Below are 15,532 nucleotides of genomic sequence, written 5' to 3'. Positions count from 1 at the left end.
AGCCCCCGCACTCCCGGAAGGGAGGGCGGGGGCTTCCGCGTGTTCAGGCCCGTACGACCGGTCGGATCTGACCGATCCGTCAGATCTCGTAGACCGCGCCCGCGTACGCCAGGTCGATCCGGCCGTCGTAGACCGCGCGGGCGTCGGCGAGGTTCTGCGCCGCGTCCGTCCACGGCGGGATGTGCGTGAGGACGAGCCGGCCGACATCGCCGCCGCGCGCGTACTCGCCGGCCTCGCGGCCGTTGAGGTGGAGGTCCGGGATGTCCTCCTTGCCGTGCGTGAAGGAGGCCTCGCAGAGGAAGAGGTCGGTGCCGTCGGCGAGCAGCGCCAGCTCGGGGCAGGCGCCGGTGTCCCCGGAGTACGTGAGCGAGCGGCCGCCGTGCTCGATGCGGATGCCGTAGGACTCGACGGGGTGGGCGACGCGCTCGGTGCGGATCTGGAAGGGGCCGATCTCGAAGCTTCCGGACTTCAGGGTGCGGAAGTCGAAGACCTCGCTCATCGAGCGCTCGTCGGGGACGTCGTCGTAGGCGGTGGTCAGGCGCCGCTCGGTGCCCTCGGGTCCGTAGACGGGGATGGTGCCGCAGCGGCCGCCCTCGTGCCGGTAGAAACGGGCGACGAAGTACGCGCACATGTCGATGCAGTGGTCGGCGTGCAGGTGGCTCAGGAAGATCGCGTCGAGGTCGTAGAGACCGCAGTGGCGCTGGAGGTCCCCGAGGGCGCCGTTGCCCATGTCGAGGAGCAGCCGGAAGCCGTCGGCCTCGACGAGGTAGCTCGAACAGGCCGATTCCGCGGACGGGAACGACCCCGAACAGCCGACGACGGTGAGCTTCATGGAGCGTGAACCTCCGTGGACGGTCCGTGGACGGAATGCGGGCCGTGCGTGCGTCGAGCGTAAGGCGCGAAACGTCCGGTCGCTCCTCCGCGGCGGGCCGTTGTGGGGGAAGTCACCGCCTGCACCACTCATACCCAGTAATGGCAAGCGGTCAGGTGTGCGGGCCTAGATGCGCCGTGCCCATCCCGCCGTGCGGCCGCGCCGGGTGCCGGGTGCCGGCGGCACGGCTACGGTCGAAACATGGACACGTCCTGGTGGCCCGCCGTGGCTGCGGTCGTGGCCGTGGCGCTGGTGGCGTTGGTGGCCGGGGCGCGGCTGGGTGTCCCCCGCCGGGCCCCGCCGGCGCACGGGTCCGGTCCGCCGCCGCATCCGCACGCCGGGGAGCTGTGGTCCCTGGCGGACGGGCGTACGTGTCTGGTCCTCGCGGTCGAGACGGTACGGGGTCACCGCGCGCGGGTCGCGTGGATCACCGGGAAGTACGACGACCGGCGGGCCGGGGTGATTCCGCTGCCCCCGGGGACGGTGGGGGCGCAGGGCCGGGCGGGCTTCCTGGAGGCGGACCGGCCGGCGGAGGTGTCGCTGTGGGAGTTCCGGACGCGGATGGGGATGCTGGATCCGGCGCTGTGGGACGAGATCAAGGGACTGGGAGGCGGCCGGTGAAGCCGGGGATCCGCTTGCGGCGCGTGTACGACCCGCCGGAGCCGGGCGCGGACGGGGTGCGGGTCCTGGTGGACCGGCTCTGGCCGCGGGGCCTGGCGAAGGAGGCGGCGGGGGTGGACGAGTGGCCGAGGGCGGTCACGCCGTCGGCGGAGCTGCGGAAGTGGTTCCACGCGGGTGGCTCCGCCGGGGAGTTCCGGGAGCGGTACCTCGCGGAGCTGGCCGGGCCGGAGGCGGTGGCCGAGCTGGCGCGGCTCCGTTCGCTGGCCGAGGCGGGCCCGCTCACCCTCCTGACCGCGGTCAAGGACCCGTCGTCCAGCCACGCGGCGATCCTGGCGGAGCGGCTGTCCCACTGACCGGGCTCCGCCCGGACCCGGTCCTCAAACGCCGGACGGGCTGGATTGTGCCCGGCGCCACCACACGGCGCTCCGCGCCCGCGTCTCAAACGCCGGCGGGGCTGGAAGATCCAGCCCCGCCGGCGTTTGAGGCACGGGGTCTGGGGCGGAGCCCCAGCAGCGGCCCGCAGGGGCTACGCCCAGAGCTGGCCCTGGAGGGCCTCGATGGCCTCTTCGGTGGTCGCGGCCGTGTAGACGCCTGTCGAGAGGTACTTCCAGCCGCCGTCGGCCACGACGAAGACGATGTCGGCCGTCTCACCCGCGGCCACCGCCTTGCGGCCGACGCCGATCGCCGCGTGCAGGGCGGCTCCGGTGGAGACGCCCGCGAAGATCCCCTCCTGCTGCAGCAGCTCCCGCGTGCGGGTGACCGCGTCCGCCGAGCCCACCGAGAAGCGCGTGGTGAGCACGGAGGCGTCGTACAGCTCGGGGACGAAGCCCTCGTCGAGGTTGCGCAGCCCGTACACGAGGTCGTCGTACCTCGGCTCCGCCGCGACGATCTTCACTCCGGGCACGTTCTCGCGCAGGTAGCGGCCGACGCCCATCAGGGTGCCCGTGGTGCCCAGGCCCGCCACGAAGTGGGTGATCGACGGGAGGTCGGCGAGGATCTCCGGGCCCGTGGTGGCGTAGTGCGCGCCCGCGTTGTCCGGGTTGCCGTACTGGTAGAGCATCACCCAGTCCGGGTGCTCCGCGGCGAGTTCCTTGGCCACGCGGACCGCGGTGTTCGAGCCGCCGGCGGCCGGCGACGAGATGATCTCGGCTCCCCACATGGCCAGCAGGTCGCGCCGCTCCTGGCTGGTGTTCTCCGGCATCACGCACACGATGCGGTAGCCCTTGAGCTTGGCCGCCATCGCCAGGGAGATGCCGGTGTTGCCCGAGGTCGGCTCCAGGATGGTGCAGCCGGGGGACAGCCGGCCGTCCTTCTCGGCCTGCTCGACCATGTGGAGCGCGGGGCGGTCCTTGATCGAGCCGGTCGGGTTGCGGTCCTCCAGCTTGGCCCAGATGCGGACGTCGTGCGAGGGCGACAGCCGGGGCAGCCGGACCAGCGGCGTGTTGCCGACCGCGGCCAGCGGGGAGTCGTAGCGCATTACTTCGATCCGCCGGCCACGGCCGGGAGGATGGTGACGCTGTCGCCGTCCTTGAGCTCGGTGGAGATGCCGGCGAGGAAGCGGACGTCCTCGTCGTTGAGGTAGACGTTCACGAAGCGGCGCAGCTCGCCGCCCTTGGACTCGTCGACGATGCGCTCCTGGATGCCCTTGTGACGGGTCTCCAGGTCGGCGAAGAGGTCGGCGAGGGTCGCGCCCTCACCGGAGACGGCCTTCTCGCCTTCGGTGTAGGTGCGGAGGATGGTGGGGATGCGGACCTCGATGGCCATGGCTGTCTCCAGTCGTCAGGGCGTAAGCAGGGGCGTGAGGAACGTGCGGCGCGCGGTTCGTCGGCCCCCCGCGCAGAGGGGCTCTGGTGCTCAGACGGCAGGACAGATGGCACTGGCGAGGCGGCACAGGTCGACGTGCAGCCGCGCCACGAGCAGCAGCCTGCCGGGCGTCTCGATGCTCACGTCGTGGGAAACCATGCGGTCATGTTAACGATTCCCGGTCCCCGGTTTGGAGTGTGATCCCGCATCGTGGACGCCATGCGCTCACATGGTGGTCAGTAGGCCTCGACGACCTGCACTTCTTCCTCGGTGATCACGCCGTCGACGATCCGGTACGAGCGGAACTGGAACTCTCCGAGGCCGTCCTTGTCCGCCGTCGAGACGAGGACGTAGTGCGCGCCCGGCTCGTTCGCGTACGTGACGTCGGTGCGCGAGGGGTAGGCCTCGGTGGCGGTGTGCGAGTGGTAGACGATCACCGGATCCTCGTCCCGGTCGTCCAGCTCGCGGTAGAGCTTCAGCAGGTCCTTCGAGTCGAACTCGTAGAACGTGGGCGAGCGGGCCGCGTTGAGCATCGGGATGAACCGCTCGGGGCGGCCGGTGCCCGCCGGGCCGGCCACGACGCCGCACGCCTCGTCGGGGTGGTCCTGGCGGGCGTGCTCGACGATCTGGTCGTACAGGGCCTGGGTGAGGGTCAGCATGAGCGACAGGATAAGCAGACGGGCCCTTCCGTACCGAGGAGTGGTACGGAAGGGCCCGCATGGTGGACACAAGGTCCGTGGGAGCGCGGTTCCCGGCCGTGGCAGGCGGCCGGGACTCACGGTCTTCGGGTGCTACGAGGCCTTGGTGAAGGCCGCGCCGCGCGGGTCGCGGGACTTCATCACCAGGTACGAGACGCCCAGGATCAGGCCCCACAGCGGGGCGCAGTACAGCGAGACGCGGGAGTCCTTGTCGGCGCCCATCATCACGATGACCATGCCGATGAAGAGCAGGGCGAACCAGCTCGTGTACGGGGCGCCCGGCGCCCTGAACGGGGAGGCGGGCAGCTCGCCGCGGTCCGACTTGGCGCGGTAGCGGATCTGGCAGACGAGGATCATGATCCAGGCCCACATGCCGGAGATGGTGGCGAAGGAGACGACGTAGTCGAAGGCCTTGCCCGGGGCGACGTAGTTGATCCAGACGCCCACCAGCATCAGCGCGGCGGAGAAGGTGGTGCCGACCAGCGGGGTGCCGCTCTTGGTGAGCCTGGCGAAGAACTTCGGGCCCTGTCCGTTGAGCGCGAGGTCGCGCAGCATGCGGCCGGTGGAGTACATGCCCGAGTTGCAGGAGGACAGGGCGGCGGTCAGCACGACGAAGTTGACGATGGCCGCGCCGATGCCGAGGCCCATGCGCTCGAAGGCGGCGACGAAGGGCGAGACGCCCGGCTGGAAGTTCGTCCACGGGACGACCGACAGGATCATGATCAGCGCGCCGACGTAGAAGACGGCGATGCGCCACGGCACGGTGTTGATGGCCTTGGGCAGGGTCTTCTCGGGGTCCTTGGACTCGCCGGCGGTGACGCCGACCAGCTCGACCGCGAGGAAGGCGAACATGACGATCTGCAGGGTCATCAGCGTGCCGCCGATGCCCTTGGGGAAGAAGCCGCCGTCGTTCCACAGGTTGGTGACGGTGGCGGTGTCGGCCGCGTCGGAGAAGCCGATGGTGAGGATGCCGGCGCAGATCAGGATCATGCCGACGATGGCGGTGACCTTGACCATGGAGAACCAGAACTCCAGCTCACCGAAGAGCTTCACGGAGATCAGGTTGGCGGCGTAGAGGATGACCGTGAAGATCAGCGCGTAGGCCCATTGCGGGAAGCTGTCGTGGGTCCAGTACGACATGTACTGCGCGGCGGCCGTGACCTCCGTGATGCCGGTGACCACCCAGAACAGCCAGTACGTCCAGCCGGTGACGTATCCCCAGAACGGGCCCAGGAACTCGCGGGCGTAGTCCGAGAAGGAGCCGGAGACGGGGCGGTACATGAGCAGCTCGCCCAGGGCCCGCATGATGAAGAAGATGACCAGGCCCGCGATCGCGTAGGCCAGGATCAGGCTCGGTCCGGCCTTGGAGATCGCCTTGCCGGCGCCCAGGAACAGGCCGGTGCCGATGGCTCCGCCGATCGCGATCATCTGGATCTGGCGGGCGCCGAGCGAGCGGTGGTAGCCCTCGCCGCCCTCGCCCTGAGTGCCCTCGCCGGGCGTGTTGCCGTGCTGCTCGACCTGCACAGAGGTCATGTCTGGTGCGCCTTTCTCCACGCCGACCCGCGCCTTGACTGGCTGCGGATCGGGTCCTCGATCCCCCCGGATACGGATGGAGTTGCACGCCGGCGGTCCGCCGGTCCAAGCGAGCCGGGGGACATGGGTGGCGTCCCTTCGGCAGTCGTGAAGATTTATCACGGGCTTACGACTGCCGGAGGGGGAGAAAAGTGGCGGAGGGCACTAAAAAATCTGGACAAAGGCAAATGAAAGGATCAGATCACCGCATGGCGGTGATCTGATCGTTATCCGGATTTGAGCGTCCGCTGAGCGAACGGTGTTCCCTCTTGAGGATTCTCAGAGGGTTTCGATCAAGGTTTCCTGGAGACCGCCCAGCCAGAGGTACGCCATCACCATCGGCTTGCGCGGGTCGTCGTCCGGCAGCCGGAACAGCGCAGCGCTCTCGTCGTCCTCGACGATGCCGAGGCGGGCCGCGAGGGTCAGGCGGAGGTCGTTGAGCGCGCCGAGCCAGCGCAGCGGCAGCTCCCCGGTCAGCTCCAGCACCGCCGCCCCGTCGCCGGCCGGCGTGAGCCCGTCCAGGCTGCGCACGACGGCCAGCGCGTCCTCCCGCTTGCGGGTGCGCAGGTCGTTCTCGGTGAAGCGGCGGAACTCCGCCGAGTGGGCGCGCAGCTCCTCCGGGTCCTCCTTCGGCCCCGGCCCGTCCGGGCCTCCGTAGGCGTCGGGGAAGAGCCGGGCCAGCGCCGGATCGGACGGGGGCTCGGAGGGGCCCTCGGCGAACAGCGCGGCGAGCGGGTCGGCGTCCTCGGCGGGCTCGGGCTCGCCGGGGCCGATCAGTTCGAGCATCTGGACGGCCAGGGAGCGCAGGATGGAGATCTCGATCTCGTCGAGCGCGATGGCGGCGCCGCCGCCCGTCAGGGGCTGGAACGTGCCGCCCATCAGTTGCGGTCCTGGGAGAGGGTCGCCCACAGGCCGTAGCCGTGCATGGCCTGCACGTCGCGCTCCATTTCCTCGCGGGTGCCGCTGGACACGACCGCCCGCCCCTTGTGGTGGACATCGAGCATCAGCTTGTGCGCCACGTCCTTCGAATAGCCGAAGTACGCCTGGAACACGTACGCCACGTAGCTCATGAGGTTGACCGGGTCGTTGTGCACCAGGGTCACCCAGGGGACGTCGGGTTCGGGGACCGCGAAGGTCTCTTCGGCCGATTCGGTGCGTTCGATCTCTACAGGAGCAACACTCACTTGTCCCATGCTGCCACCGCGAAGGGCCCGTCGCACAAACGGGTCCTACATCTCGTCACTTTGACGAGATGTGCGCTAGCATCCGTGACATGAACCCTGCGGACCTGGGCCTGCCGGTGGACGTGCCGTCGACAGCGCTCTTCACGGACCATTACGAGCTCACGATGCTGCAGGCCGCGCTGGCCAACGGCACCGCCGACCGCCGCTCGGTCTTCGAGGTCTTCACCCGGCGGCTGCCCGAGGGGCGCCGCTACGGGGTGGTCGCGGGAACCGGGCGGGTGCTGGACGCGGTGGAGAACTTCCGCTTCGACAGCGCGGTGCTGGAGTTCCTGCGCGAGCGGGCCGTCGTCGACATGCGCACCCTGGACTGGCTGGCCTCGTACCGCTTCTCCGGCGACATCTGGGGCTACCCGGAGGGCGAGGTCTACTTCCCCGGCTCGCCGGTGCTGCGCGTCGAGGGCAGCTTCGCCGAGTGCGTGCTGCTGGAGACCGTGATCCTGTCGATCCTGAACCACGACTCCGCGATCGCCGCGGCCGCCTCCCGGATGTCCTCGGCGGCGGGCGACCGCCCGCTGATCGAGATGGGCGCGCGGCGCACGCACGAGCTGGCGGCGGTGGCCGCGTCGCGGGCCGCGTACGTGGGCGGTTTCGCCTCCACCTCGGACCTGGCGGCCGGCTTCCGGTACGGGATCCCGACGGTCGGCACGAGCGCGCACGCCTTCACGCTGGTCCACGACAGCGAGCGGGACGCCTTCACCGCGCAGGTGGCCTCGCTGGGCCGGGGCACCACGCTCCTGGTGGACACCTACGACGTGGCCGAGGCCGTCCGCACCGCCGTCGAGTTGGCGGGCACCGACCTGGGCGCGGTCCGGATCGACTCCGGTGACCTGCTGCTGGTGGCCCACCGGGTGCGGCAGCAGCTGGACGAGCTGGGGGCGACGGCGACGAAGATCGTGGTCACCTCGGACCTGGACGAGTACGCCATCGCCTCGCTGGCGGCGGCGCCGGTGGACGCGTACGGGGTGGGCACGCAGCTGGTGACGGGCAGCGGGCACCCGACGTGCTCGATGGTCTACAAGCTGGTGGCGCGGGCGACCTCGGCCGACCCGAAGGCGGCGCTGGCCCCGGTGGCGAAGAAGTCCTCGGGCGGCAAGACCTCCATCGGCGGCCGCAAGTGGGCGGCGCGGCGGGTGGACGCGGAGGGGATCGCCGAGGCGGAGGTCGTCGGGACCGGGCCGGTCCCGTCGGCCCTGGCCGACCACCAGCTCCTGACCCAGCTGGTCAAGGCCGGCGAGGTGGTCGCCCGCGAGCCGCTGGAGGCCGCGCGCGACCGCCACCGCGCCGCCCTCGCGCGGCTGCCGCTGTCCGCGGCGCAGCTGTCGCGCGGCGAGGCCGTGCTCCCGACGGAGTACGCGTAGCCGGGGCTCCGCAGCCGGGGCTCCGCGCCGGACCCTACGGCGCTCCGCGCCCGCGCCTCACCCGCCGGCGGGGCCGGATCGGGCCGAGGCCGCCTGCCCGGCGTGGCTCGGCTTGCCGGCAGGGCAATCCCGGCCCCGCCTGCGTTTGAGGCGCGGGGGTCCGGGGGCAGAGCCCCCACGCGGGGCAGCCGCCATACAGCACAGCCGCACAGAGACATCGAGCCGAAGGACAACGTCATGCACCGCGCACTGATCGTCGTCGACGTACAGAACGACTTCTGCGAAGGCGGCAGCCTCGCGGTCGCCGGCGGAGCCGACGTCGCCGCCGCCGTCACCGAGTACATCGGCCAGGCCACGCCCGCGTACCGGCACGTGGTCGCCACCCGCGACCACCACGTCGACCCCGGGTCGCACTTCGCGCACCCGCCCGCCGAACCGGACTTCGAGAACTCCTGGCCCGTCCACTGCGTCGCCGGTACCGAGGGCGTGGGCTTCCACCCGAACTTCGCCCCCGCCGTCGCCTCGGGCGCCGTCGCCGCCGTCTTCGACAAGGGCGCGTACGAGGCCGCCTACAGCGGCTTCGAGGGCGCCGACGAGAACGGGGCGACGCTCGGCGAGTGGCTGCGGGACCGGCACGTCACCGAGGTGGACGTGGTCGGGATCGCCACCGATCACTGCGTCCGGGCGACCGCCCTCGACGCCGCCCGCGCCGGCTTCGCCACCCGGGTCCTGCTGGACCTGACGGCCGCCGTCGCCCCGCACACCACCGCACGGGCCCTGGAGGAGCTCCGTGCGGCGGGCGTGACCCTGGTGGGCCACAAGCCGGGCGGTGACGGCCAGGAGGGCGCCGAGGACGGCCAGGGCGGCCAGGGCGGCGAGGGCGGCGAGGGCGGCCAAGAGCCGGCGTAGGCCCCCACGCGTCCCTAGGTCCCCAGCAGGGCCCGGATCGGGTGCCAGAGCTCCTGCGCGCGGTCGGGTGCGCCGCGCCACAGCAGGCCGTCCGGGTGGTGCAGGACGGCCGTGACCTCGTCCGGCGTCGGCGGGTGCGCGTTGCCCCGCAGGTACACCGCCCGCATCCCGAGGTTCCGCAGCCTGGTCAGGGCGCGGGCCCGGTTCGCGGCGTGCACCAGCACGCGAACATTTCCACCCTCTCCGCAGGGCCTCGGCAGCGTGAGCGCCACGACCACGCTGCCGCCTGGCAATCTGACGAAACCTCCACCGGGCATGGCTGTCATCTCCCCCGTCAATAAGAAACTCGTACCGGGCATCTAAACGCGATCGGCCGCCGCCCGCTAGAGGGCGACGGCCGATCATGCTTTGACCTGCGGTTTTACCGAATTACTTCGAGGAGGGGCCCACCTCGACGGTCATGACCTCACCGTCGTAGGTCTCCTTCAGGATCTTGATCTTGGTGTTGGTGTCAGTGACCTTCACCGATCCGGTCGGGTTCTCGTCGTAGAAGTACTTGCCCTTGTGGTCGTCGAAGACCAGGTTGGCGGGCTTGGGCTTCAGGAAGAGCGACTCGCCGTTCTTGTGCAGCGTGAACGCGTCCGTCGAGTAAGCGCTGAAGGTCGCGTCGTACGGCTGGACCTTGTTCCGCAGCAGGGTGCCGTCGGCCCACTTCATGGGCTTGGCGTTGGCGTCGATCGGGAGGATCAGACCCTGGCCCGGGTGGACGCTGGTGTTGTTGTCCTTCTGGCTGGTGTCCCACTGCCAGATGAGCAGGCCGTCCTGGTACGGGTAGTGCTCGACCCAGTCGGGCTTGGTGTTGCCGAAGCCGAAGTTGTACGGGCCGACCTTGAGGGTCTTGTCGTACGAGACGTAGCGGCGGTTCTCGGCCAGGTAGTACTGCGCGTACTCCTTGGAGAAGTTGGCGCCGATGCGCGAGAAGCCCTTGCCGGTCCAGCCGTTGTCGCCGTTCTCGGCGCCGTCGGTGAACAGCGCGGAGCCGTCCGCGGTGAGGGTCACGGCGTCGGCGGTGAAGCCCTTGCCGCCCGCGCCGCCGTCCGTCTGGTAGCGGAAGCGGAGGTCGACCTTCTTGCCCGCGTAGGCGTCGAGCGGGAAGTTCAGGTTCTTCCAGGCACCCGAGACACCGGTGAGCGACGGGCTGCCGGAGGCGTCGGCCGGGATGGCCGTGCCGTCGGCGGTGCCGGCGAGGGCGGTCCAGGTGGCGCCACCGTCCGTGGACACCTCGGTGTAGAGGTAGTCGTAGTCGGCCTCGATGTCCCACCAGCCCTTGAGGGACAGCGCGGCGGACTTCTTGCCGGTCAGGTCCACGGAGCGGGTGAGGGTGTTCTTGAGGTCGTCACCCATGCCGCTCCACCACTGGGCGGAGCCCTCGGCGGGCGCGACGACGTCCGTCTGGACCTTCTTCTTCGGCAGCTCGACGACCAGGGCCTGCTTGTCCTTGGTGTTGAACTCCGCCACGCCCAGCTTGTGGGTGGACTTCGTCGCGGCCTTCGCCGTGTCGTAGTTCAGCCAGCCCAGCTGGAGCTTGTCCCAGGCGTTCATGTCGCCCGGGAGGTCGCCTATGGAGTCCTTGCCGGTGCCGAGCCAGGAACCGGCCGACATCAGGGACCAGAAGCCGACGCTGTTCTCGCCGCCACCGGTGGTGTCGTAGAGGTCGGGCAGGCCGAGGTCGTGGCCGTACTCGTGCGCGAAGACGCCGAGGCCGCCGTTCTCGGGCTGCATCGTGTAGTCGCCGACCCAGATGCCGGTGTCGCCGATCTGGGTGCCGCCGGCCTTGTTGTTGTCCGGGCCGGTCTTGCCCGCCGCGGTGCCGTAGGCGTACCAGCGGTGCGCCCACAGCGCGGTGGTGCCCTGCACGCCGCCGCCGGCCGACTCGTCCTCGCCCGCGTGGACGATCTGGAAGTGGTCGATGTAGCCGTCGGGCTCGTTGAAGTTGCCGTCGCCGTCGAAGTCGTAGCGGTCCCACTGGTCGTACTGGGCCAGCTGCGCCTTGATCTGCGCGTCGGTCTTCCCGGCCTTCTTCTGGGCCTCCGTCCACGCGAGGACGCCGTCCTTGACGGTGTCCCACACGTTGGAGCAGTTGGTCTGGCCGCAGTAGTTGGAGCCGTAACGCCCCTCGTTGTACGGGACCTTGACCCAGTCGGCGACCTCGCCCTCGACCGAGTAACGGCCCGAGGAGGTCTTCTCGTAGTAGGTCTTCAGCGAGTCCTTGCCCTCACCCGACGCGAAGTACAGGTCCTGGAAGTACTCGCGGCTGAAGTCCTTGCGCCAGGCGGTGCTGTTGTCCTTCGCACGGTCCGGCTGGGCGATCGTGTTGTGCAGCGGACCGGGGGTGCCGCCGTACTTCGGGACCGCCGGCTGCGGGCCGGGGCCGTCCGGGTCGAACATGGTCGTGTTGTCGACCTGGTCGCCGAACTCCACGAGGATCGTGAAGATCTTGTCGGTCCGCTCGCGGCCGAGCTCGACGTACTTCTTGTCGTCGAGCTTGACGACCTTCGAGGCGCCGCGCTGCTCGATGTCCTTCTTGCCCTGGAGCACCTGGTCCAGAGCGGCCTTGCGCTGCTGGGCCTGCTGCTCGCTGAACGGGCCCTTGAGGTCGTGCTCGACGACCTTGGCGGGAGCCGTCGGGTCCTGCCGGTCGGCCGCCGGGGCGCCCGGCCCCTTGATGTCGGCCTGGGCCGCGGTAACGCTGAAGAAGGTGGCGCTTGTCGCACAAGCAGCCATGGTCACGGTGACGGCGGCAGCACGGATTGCACGCCGTCTGGCGGAATTGCTGGTCACTTGATGTCGTTCCCCTCCCGCGGCCGCGACGTAGGTCGGAACTTCTCCATAGGAGCGGGGGGTTCCGCGCGGCGCGCGTCTCAAGTGACGACATTTGACCGGAGAGAAGCAAGAAAAGACAGACCTTGACTTGCGCCTTACAACTGCACTATGCGGTCAGGCAGTTCCGCTATCCGGACGTTCCCCTGCCATACGGGGCGAAGGGCCCTTCCCGACCCCGTCGGAGGTCCGTCCCGTCCCCATTTCCCCCTCCGGTGCGGCGCGGAAAAATGATGCCGTGCGCCCCCCGTGCTCCGGCACCGTGTGTTAGGTCACGCTTACCGGCGGTTCCTCTCGGGCATCTCCCGTCGTAGAGTCACTTGACGCGCGACCTAGTTGAGCCGACTCCCCCTCCCCTCCCGAGGACGGATATCGCCATGCCGCGTCCGACTGCCGCACAGCTCGCCTACGGATCCGCCACGGTCATCGTGTCGACGATCGCCATGCTGTTGCTGTCGCAGACGAGTACCGGGCTCGGGGTCGCGGTCATCTCCGCAGCCGCGCTCGCCCTGGGTCTGCTCGTCGCCCTCACCGTGCCCGTGCCGCGGCGCCGCGGCCGTCATGCGGCCCGTTCGGGGACCTCCGCGGCCCCGGCACGCGCCGGGGAGCCCGCCTCCCACGAGGGTGCGTCGCCGGCCGGCCGGGTGCCCGATCCCCGGACAGCCGAGGCCGAACACCCCGTCCACCACTGACGCTTCGCCCGCCGCGCGGATGGGGCGGGGTGCGCGTGATGCGCAGGGTGCGCGGGGTGCGCGGGGTGCGCAGGGCGCGGGGTGCGCAGGGTGCGGACGTGAGCGCGACGCGACGCGGGCGGCCGCCCCGGAGGACGGCCGCCCGCGCTGTGTCGCGCTGCCCGCGCTAGGTGGTGGCCTGGACCACGACCGTCTTGGCGACCTTGTCGTGCAGGCCCTGCTTGTACGGCTTGTCGACGAGGATCGAGACCACCAGGGCGATCGGCCACAGGCAGAAGCAGCAGACCAGCGTCGGCAGCCAGAGCACGGCGGCGCGGCTCAGGGCCGCGTTGGAGCTCGGCACGCTGCCGTCGTTGAGCATCGCGACGCGCAGGCCCAGTGCCTTCTTGCCTACCGTCTGGCCGCTTTTCCTGGTGAACCACCAGTCGTAGCCGACGTACGCGACGATCGAGATCAGTGTCATCACCAGGCCGCTGCCGCTGTACGACTTGCTGATGACCTCGCTGACGTCCTCGCCCCGGTCCGTCTCGACCATGTAGCGGTTCGTGCCGAAGGCCAGCTGGATGAGGAACAGCGGCACGGCGACGATCAGCACGTCGATGATGCGCGCGGCGAGCCGCCTGCCGAAGTCGGCGAGCGGGGGCATCCCGGCGAGCGGATCGGGCATGCCGTGGCCGCCGCCGTACGGGTCACCGCCGCCGTACGGGGGCGGCGGGGGCGGGTATCCGCCGGCGCCCGGGCCTCCCGGGGGCGGCGGGGCGCCGCCGCTGCCGGGGGGTGGCGGCGGCGAGCCGTACGGCGAACCGCCCGACGGAGGCGTCGGTTCCTGGGGCTTCTTGAGGAACGGGTCTTCCTCGGGGGACTCGCCCGGCGGCGGCTGGTCGGTACTCATGGCCCGAGTCGAACCCGCCTCCGCCGCCCCCGCAACGGGACGGCGTCCGTTCGGGGGAGACGGGCGGGTGGCTGCGCCGGGGGTTGGCTGCGCCGCCGGTTGGCTGCGCCGCTCGGGCGGGGTCGGGTGGGGGCCGGTTGTGCCGGGGGCGGGCGTGCGCCGGGGCGTCTCCTCGGGCGCCGAACGTGACGAGGGGTCGGAGAGCGCAGCCTCGTTGCGTTCGGCACCCTGCGGGGATCACCCCGACACACACCCACCCCCGTCCCAACCGGCGGCTGCCCCGACCCCTCGGCCCCGCCGCACCAATTCAGCCTCGCCGCGCACATTCAGCCCCTCCGGCGTTTGAGGAGCGGGGTGCGGGGCGGAGCCCCGATCTTTGAGCCGCACCTTCCAGCCTGGGCGCACCACCCGCCGCACCAATTCAGCCTCGCCGGCGTTTGAGGCGCGGGGTCCGGGGCGGAGCCCCGGTGTTTCAGCCTCGCTGGGTTTGAGCCCCGGCGGCGGCGCGCGGCGGGACTGCCCTGGCACACCCAACCGGCGCCTAGCGGGCCACGTAGGTCTTGGCCGCCTTGTCGTGCCAGGCCTGGCGGCGGGGGCGGTCCACGAGGCACCAGAGGCTGCCGGGGAGGCCGAGGAGGGCGTAGACGAGCCAGCGGCGCAGGGCCGCGCCGAAGGTGGGCGGGCGGAGGGTGGCGGTGGCCAGCACCCGCACGCCGAGCAGCTTCTTGCCCGGGGTGCGGCCCCAGAGGGCGGTGGGCAGCGCCTCGTACAGCACCCCGAAGAGGAGGACCGCGCCGAGGACCAGGCCCAGCTGGCCGGCGATGGTGGTGTCGAACAGCCAGACGGTGGTGGTGCGTCCGCTCGCGCGGGCGGCGTCCACCTTGGCCTGCACGTGCGCGGTGGCCTCGGGGAGGAGGGGCCGGGCGACGGCGGCCGCGACGGCGGTGAGGACGAGGGAGTCCAGTGCGCGGGCCACGAATCTGCGGGTCAGCCCGGCGGGGCGCACGGCCCGTTCGGCCATCCGCTCGAAGACGGCCCGGGGCGTGCTGGCGGCCGCCGGGCGAGCGGAGTCGCCCGGGCGGTCCCCCTCGGACCCGCGCGGCTCCCACCCCTTGGTGCCGGGCTCCGCCGGGGCCGCCGCCTCGGGGGCCGGCACCTTCGGGCGGACGCCCGCGGGCCGCGGCGCCCACACCTCGTGCCGGGGTGCCTCGGCGGGCTGCGCGGTGCCGGGGCGGGGAGCGGCGGGGAGCCCGGCCTCCGGGCCGGGGTCGGCCGGTGCGGCGGGCTTGGAGGGCGCGGGGGCGGGCGCCGGGGCGGCGGCCGCTGCCCCGGGCCAGGACGTGGTGGCTCCGGACACTCCGGCTCCGGGTGCGTCGGGCCATGCGGGGGCCGGAGCGGGGGCGGACGGAGCCGGGGCGGCCGGGGCCGGGGCGGCCGGGGCCGAGGCGGGCGGGGCCGGGGCGGGCGGGGCCTGCGCGGCCGGGGAGCGCGCCGACAGGATGCCCATGGAGGCCGCGGGCAGGCGCGCGGGCGCCGCGGCGGCGGCCGGCGTACGGGCCAGGGAGATGCCCGCCGGCCGGGCGGCGGCCCGGCCGGCCTCGGGTTCGGCCTCGGGCTCGGCCGGGCTGCCCCACGAGACCCGGTGGTCGCGGGGCCCGCCGAAGCCGGCCTGGTGCACGGGGTCGGCCTGCCACACCGCGGGTTCCGGCTCGCGTACGCGCTCCGGTTCTCGTACGCGCACCGGTTCGGGCTCGGGCAGTGCCTCGGTCGCGGAGGTCTCGTCCAGGAACACCGGCCCCGTCTCCTGGGCGGGGGCGGGGCGGCTCGTGCCCGGCACCCAGGCCGCACCGTTCCAGTACCGGATGTACCCGGGGATGGACGGATCGGGGTAGTAGCCCTCGCGGGCCGCGTGCTCGCCGTCACCAGGGGAGGCCGTCATGTCCCCAACTCCGATCGTGGCTTGAGGCTTGTGCAAGGGAGGACCATAGCCAA

At 71.5% G+C, this 15,532-nt stretch carries 16 protein-coding genes and 1 pseudogene; 5 read left to right on the top strand and 12 right to left on the bottom strand.

Annotation, left to right across the window (positions count from 1 at the left end):
• Positions 1 to 79: 79 nt before the first annotated feature.
• Complete coding sequence (locus IF88_RS0127220) at positions 80 to 832, bottom strand: MBL fold metallo-hydrolase (RefSeq protein WP_030717965.1); 753 nt, start codon at positions 830 to 832, stop codon at positions 80 to 82.
• Between the two features lie 240 nt (positions 833 to 1,072).
• Between IF88_RS0127220 and IF88_RS0127215 the strand changes: the two genes are divergently transcribed.
• Together IF88_RS0127215 and IF88_RS0127210 are read left to right on the top strand one after the other, a co-directional pair.
• A complete protein-coding gene (locus IF88_RS0127215) occupies positions 1,073 to 1,492 on the top strand; it encodes a hypothetical protein (protein WP_030717962.1) in 420 nt (139 codons plus the stop codon).
• Entirely contained in the window at positions 1,489 to 1,845 is a 357-nt protein-coding gene (locus IF88_RS0127210; protein WP_030717959.1) for a DUF488 domain-containing protein, read from the top strand. The genes IF88_RS0127215 and IF88_RS0127210 overlap by 4 nt, the downstream gene beginning before the upstream one ends.
• 173 nt (positions 1,846 to 2,018) lie before the next feature.
• Here the strand turns inward: IF88_RS0127210 and IF88_RS0127205 are convergent, their stop codons facing one another.
• The 7 genes from IF88_RS0127205 to clpS form a co-directional block, all read right to left on the bottom strand.
• Positions 2,019 to 2,969 (bottom strand): PLP-dependent cysteine synthase family protein, encoded by a 951-nt coding sequence (locus IF88_RS0127205; protein ID WP_030717956.1) that lies wholly within the window; start codon positions 2,967 to 2,969, stop codon positions 2,019 to 2,021.
• Positions 2,969 to 3,256 carry a MoaD/ThiS family protein gene (locus IF88_RS0127200; RefSeq protein ID WP_030717953.1) on the bottom strand — a complete coding sequence of 96 codons (288 nt, stop codon included), beginning with the start codon at positions 3,254 to 3,256 and terminating at the stop codon, positions 2,969 to 2,971. The genes IF88_RS0127205 and IF88_RS0127200 overlap by 1 nt, the downstream gene beginning before the upstream one ends.
• Before the next feature lie 90 nt (positions 3,257 to 3,346).
• Positions 3,347 to 3,454 carry a putative leader peptide gene (locus IF88_RS49420; protein WP_312847437.1) on the bottom strand — a complete coding sequence of 36 codons (108 nt, stop codon included), beginning with the start codon at positions 3,452 to 3,454 and terminating at the stop codon, positions 3,347 to 3,349.
• Between the two features lie 77 nt (positions 3,455 to 3,531).
• Positions 3,532 to 3,954: a Mov34/MPN/PAD-1 family protein gene (locus IF88_RS0127190; protein WP_030717950.1), complete on the bottom strand. Its 423-nt coding sequence runs from the start codon at positions 3,952 to 3,954 to the stop codon at positions 3,532 to 3,534.
• 132 nt (positions 3,955 to 4,086) lie between these two features.
• Complete coding sequence (locus IF88_RS0127185) at positions 4,087 to 5,526, bottom strand: amino acid permease (protein ID WP_030717947.1); 1,440 nt, start codon at positions 5,524 to 5,526, stop codon at positions 4,087 to 4,089.
• A gap of 318 nt (positions 5,527 to 5,844) precedes the next feature.
• A complete protein-coding gene (locus IF88_RS0127180) occupies positions 5,845 to 6,444 on the bottom strand; it encodes a DUF2017 domain-containing protein (RefSeq protein ID WP_030717945.1) in 600 nt (199 codons plus the stop codon).
• The gene (gene clpS / locus IF88_RS0127175) at positions 6,444 to 6,758 is read right to left on the bottom strand and encodes an ATP-dependent Clp protease adapter ClpS (RefSeq protein ID WP_030717942.1); all 315 of its coding nucleotides are present in this window, start codon (positions 6,756 to 6,758) and stop codon (positions 6,444 to 6,446) included. Before clpS ends, IF88_RS0127180 begins: the two co-directional genes overlap by 1 nt.
• Positions 6,759 to 6,838: 80 nt before the next feature.
• On the opposite strand from clpS, the gene IF88_RS0127170 reads away from it, so the two are divergent.
• Together IF88_RS0127170 and IF88_RS0127165 are read left to right on the top strand one after the other, a co-directional pair.
• On the top strand, positions 6,839 to 8,167 hold the full coding sequence (locus IF88_RS0127170; protein ID WP_030717939.1) for a nicotinate phosphoribosyltransferase: 1,329 nt from the start codon (positions 6,839 to 6,841) through the stop codon (positions 8,165 to 8,167).
• 237 nt (positions 8,168 to 8,404) lie between these two features.
• Positions 8,405 to 8,983 (top strand): annotated as a pseudogene (locus tag IF88_RS0127165) (isochorismatase family protein); the annotation flags it as partial.
• A 107-nt stretch (positions 8,984 to 9,090) separates the two neighbouring features.
• Here IF88_RS0127165 and IF88_RS0127160 read toward each other — a convergent pair.
• Both IF88_RS0127160 and IF88_RS0127155 read right to left on the bottom strand, forming a co-directional pair.
• Positions 9,091 to 9,393: a hypothetical protein gene (locus IF88_RS0127160; protein ID WP_037807208.1), complete on the bottom strand. Its 303-nt coding sequence runs from the start codon at positions 9,391 to 9,393 to the stop codon at positions 9,091 to 9,093.
• A 112-nt stretch (positions 9,394 to 9,505) separates the two neighbouring features.
• Positions 9,506 to 11,860: an immune inhibitor A domain-containing protein gene (locus IF88_RS0127155; RefSeq protein ID WP_030717933.1), complete on the bottom strand. Its 2,355-nt coding sequence runs from the start codon at positions 11,858 to 11,860 to the stop codon at positions 9,506 to 9,508.
• 473 nt (positions 11,861 to 12,333) lie between these two features.
• On the opposite strand from IF88_RS0127155, the gene IF88_RS0127150 reads away from it, so the two are divergent.
• Positions 12,334 to 12,648 (top strand): hypothetical protein, encoded by a 315-nt coding sequence (locus tag IF88_RS0127150; RefSeq protein WP_030717930.1) that lies wholly within the window; start codon positions 12,334 to 12,336, stop codon positions 12,646 to 12,648.
• Between the two features lie 166 nt (positions 12,649 to 12,814).
• Here the strand turns inward: IF88_RS0127150 and IF88_RS0127145 are convergent, their stop codons facing one another.
• On the bottom strand, positions 12,815 to 13,540 hold the full coding sequence (locus IF88_RS0127145; RefSeq protein ID WP_030717920.1) for an RDD family protein: 726 nt from the start codon (positions 13,538 to 13,540) through the stop codon (positions 12,815 to 12,817).
• A 541-nt stretch (positions 13,541 to 14,081) separates the two neighbouring features.
• Positions 14,082 to 15,479 (bottom strand): RDD family protein, encoded by a 1,398-nt coding sequence (locus IF88_RS0127140; RefSeq protein ID WP_030717918.1) that lies wholly within the window; start codon positions 15,477 to 15,479, stop codon positions 14,082 to 14,084.
• Between the last annotated feature and the right edge of the window lie 53 nt (positions 15,480 to 15,532).

The sequence above is a fragment of the Streptomyces sp. NRRL F-2580 genome (assembly GCF_000720115.1).
Taxonomy (GTDB): domain Bacteria; phylum Actinomycetota; class Actinomycetes; order Streptomycetales; family Streptomycetaceae; genus Streptomyces.
Note: the sequence above shows the minus strand (reverse complement) of the source record. Positions and strands in the feature narration are given on the sequence as shown.

Coding starts and splice junctions, on each gene's coding strand:
- IF88_RS0127200 (WP_030717953.1), bottom strand. CDS start 3,256: ATGGCCATCGAGGTCCGCATCCCCACCATCCTCCGCACCTACACCGAA.
- IF88_RS0127205 (WP_030717956.1), bottom strand. CDS start 2,969: ATGCGCTACGACTCCCCGCTGGCCGCGGTCGGCAACACGCCGCTGGTC.
- IF88_RS0127145 (WP_030717920.1), bottom strand. CDS start 13,540: ATGAGTACCGACCAGCCGCCGCCGGGCGAGTCCCCCGAGGAAGACCCG.
- IF88_RS0127150 (WP_030717930.1), top strand. CDS start 12,334: ATGCCGCGTCCGACTGCCGCACAGCTCGCCTACGGATCCGCCACGGTC.
- IF88_RS0127185 (WP_030717947.1), bottom strand. CDS start 5,526: ATGACCTCTGTGCAGGTCGAGCAGCACGGCAACACGCCCGGCGAGGGC.
- IF88_RS0127220 (WP_030717965.1), bottom strand. CDS start 832: ATGAAGCTCACCGTCGTCGGCTGTTCGGGGTCGTTCCCGTCCGCGGAA.
- IF88_RS0127190 (WP_030717950.1), bottom strand. CDS start 3,954: ATGCTGACCCTCACCCAGGCCCTGTACGACCAGATCGTCGAGCACGCC.
- IF88_RS49420 (WP_312847437.1), bottom strand. CDS start 3,454: ATGGTTTCCCACGACGTGAGCATCGAGACGCCCGGCAGGCTGCTGCTC.
- IF88_RS0127140 (WP_030717918.1), bottom strand. CDS start 15,479: ATGACGGCCTCCCCTGGTGACGGCGAGCACGCGGCCCGCGAGGGCTAC.
- IF88_RS0127170 (WP_030717939.1), top strand. CDS start 6,839: ATGAACCCTGCGGACCTGGGCCTGCCGGTGGACGTGCCGTCGACAGCG.
- IF88_RS0127155 (WP_030717933.1), bottom strand. CDS start 11,860: ATGGCTGCTTGTGCGACAAGCGCCACCTTCTTCAGCGTTACCGCGGCC.
- IF88_RS0127160 (WP_037807208.1), bottom strand. CDS start 9,393: ATGCCCGGTGGAGGTTTCGTCAGATTGCCAGGCGGCAGCGTGGTCGTG.
- IF88_RS0127180 (WP_030717945.1), bottom strand. CDS start 6,444: ATGGGCGGCACGTTCCAGCCCCTGACGGGCGGCGGCGCCGCCATCGCG.
- clpS (WP_030717942.1), bottom strand. CDS start 6,758: ATGGGACAAGTGAGTGTTGCTCCTGTAGAGATCGAACGCACCGAATCG.
- IF88_RS0127215 (WP_030717962.1), top strand. CDS start 1,073: ATGGACACGTCCTGGTGGCCCGCCGTGGCTGCGGTCGTGGCCGTGGCG.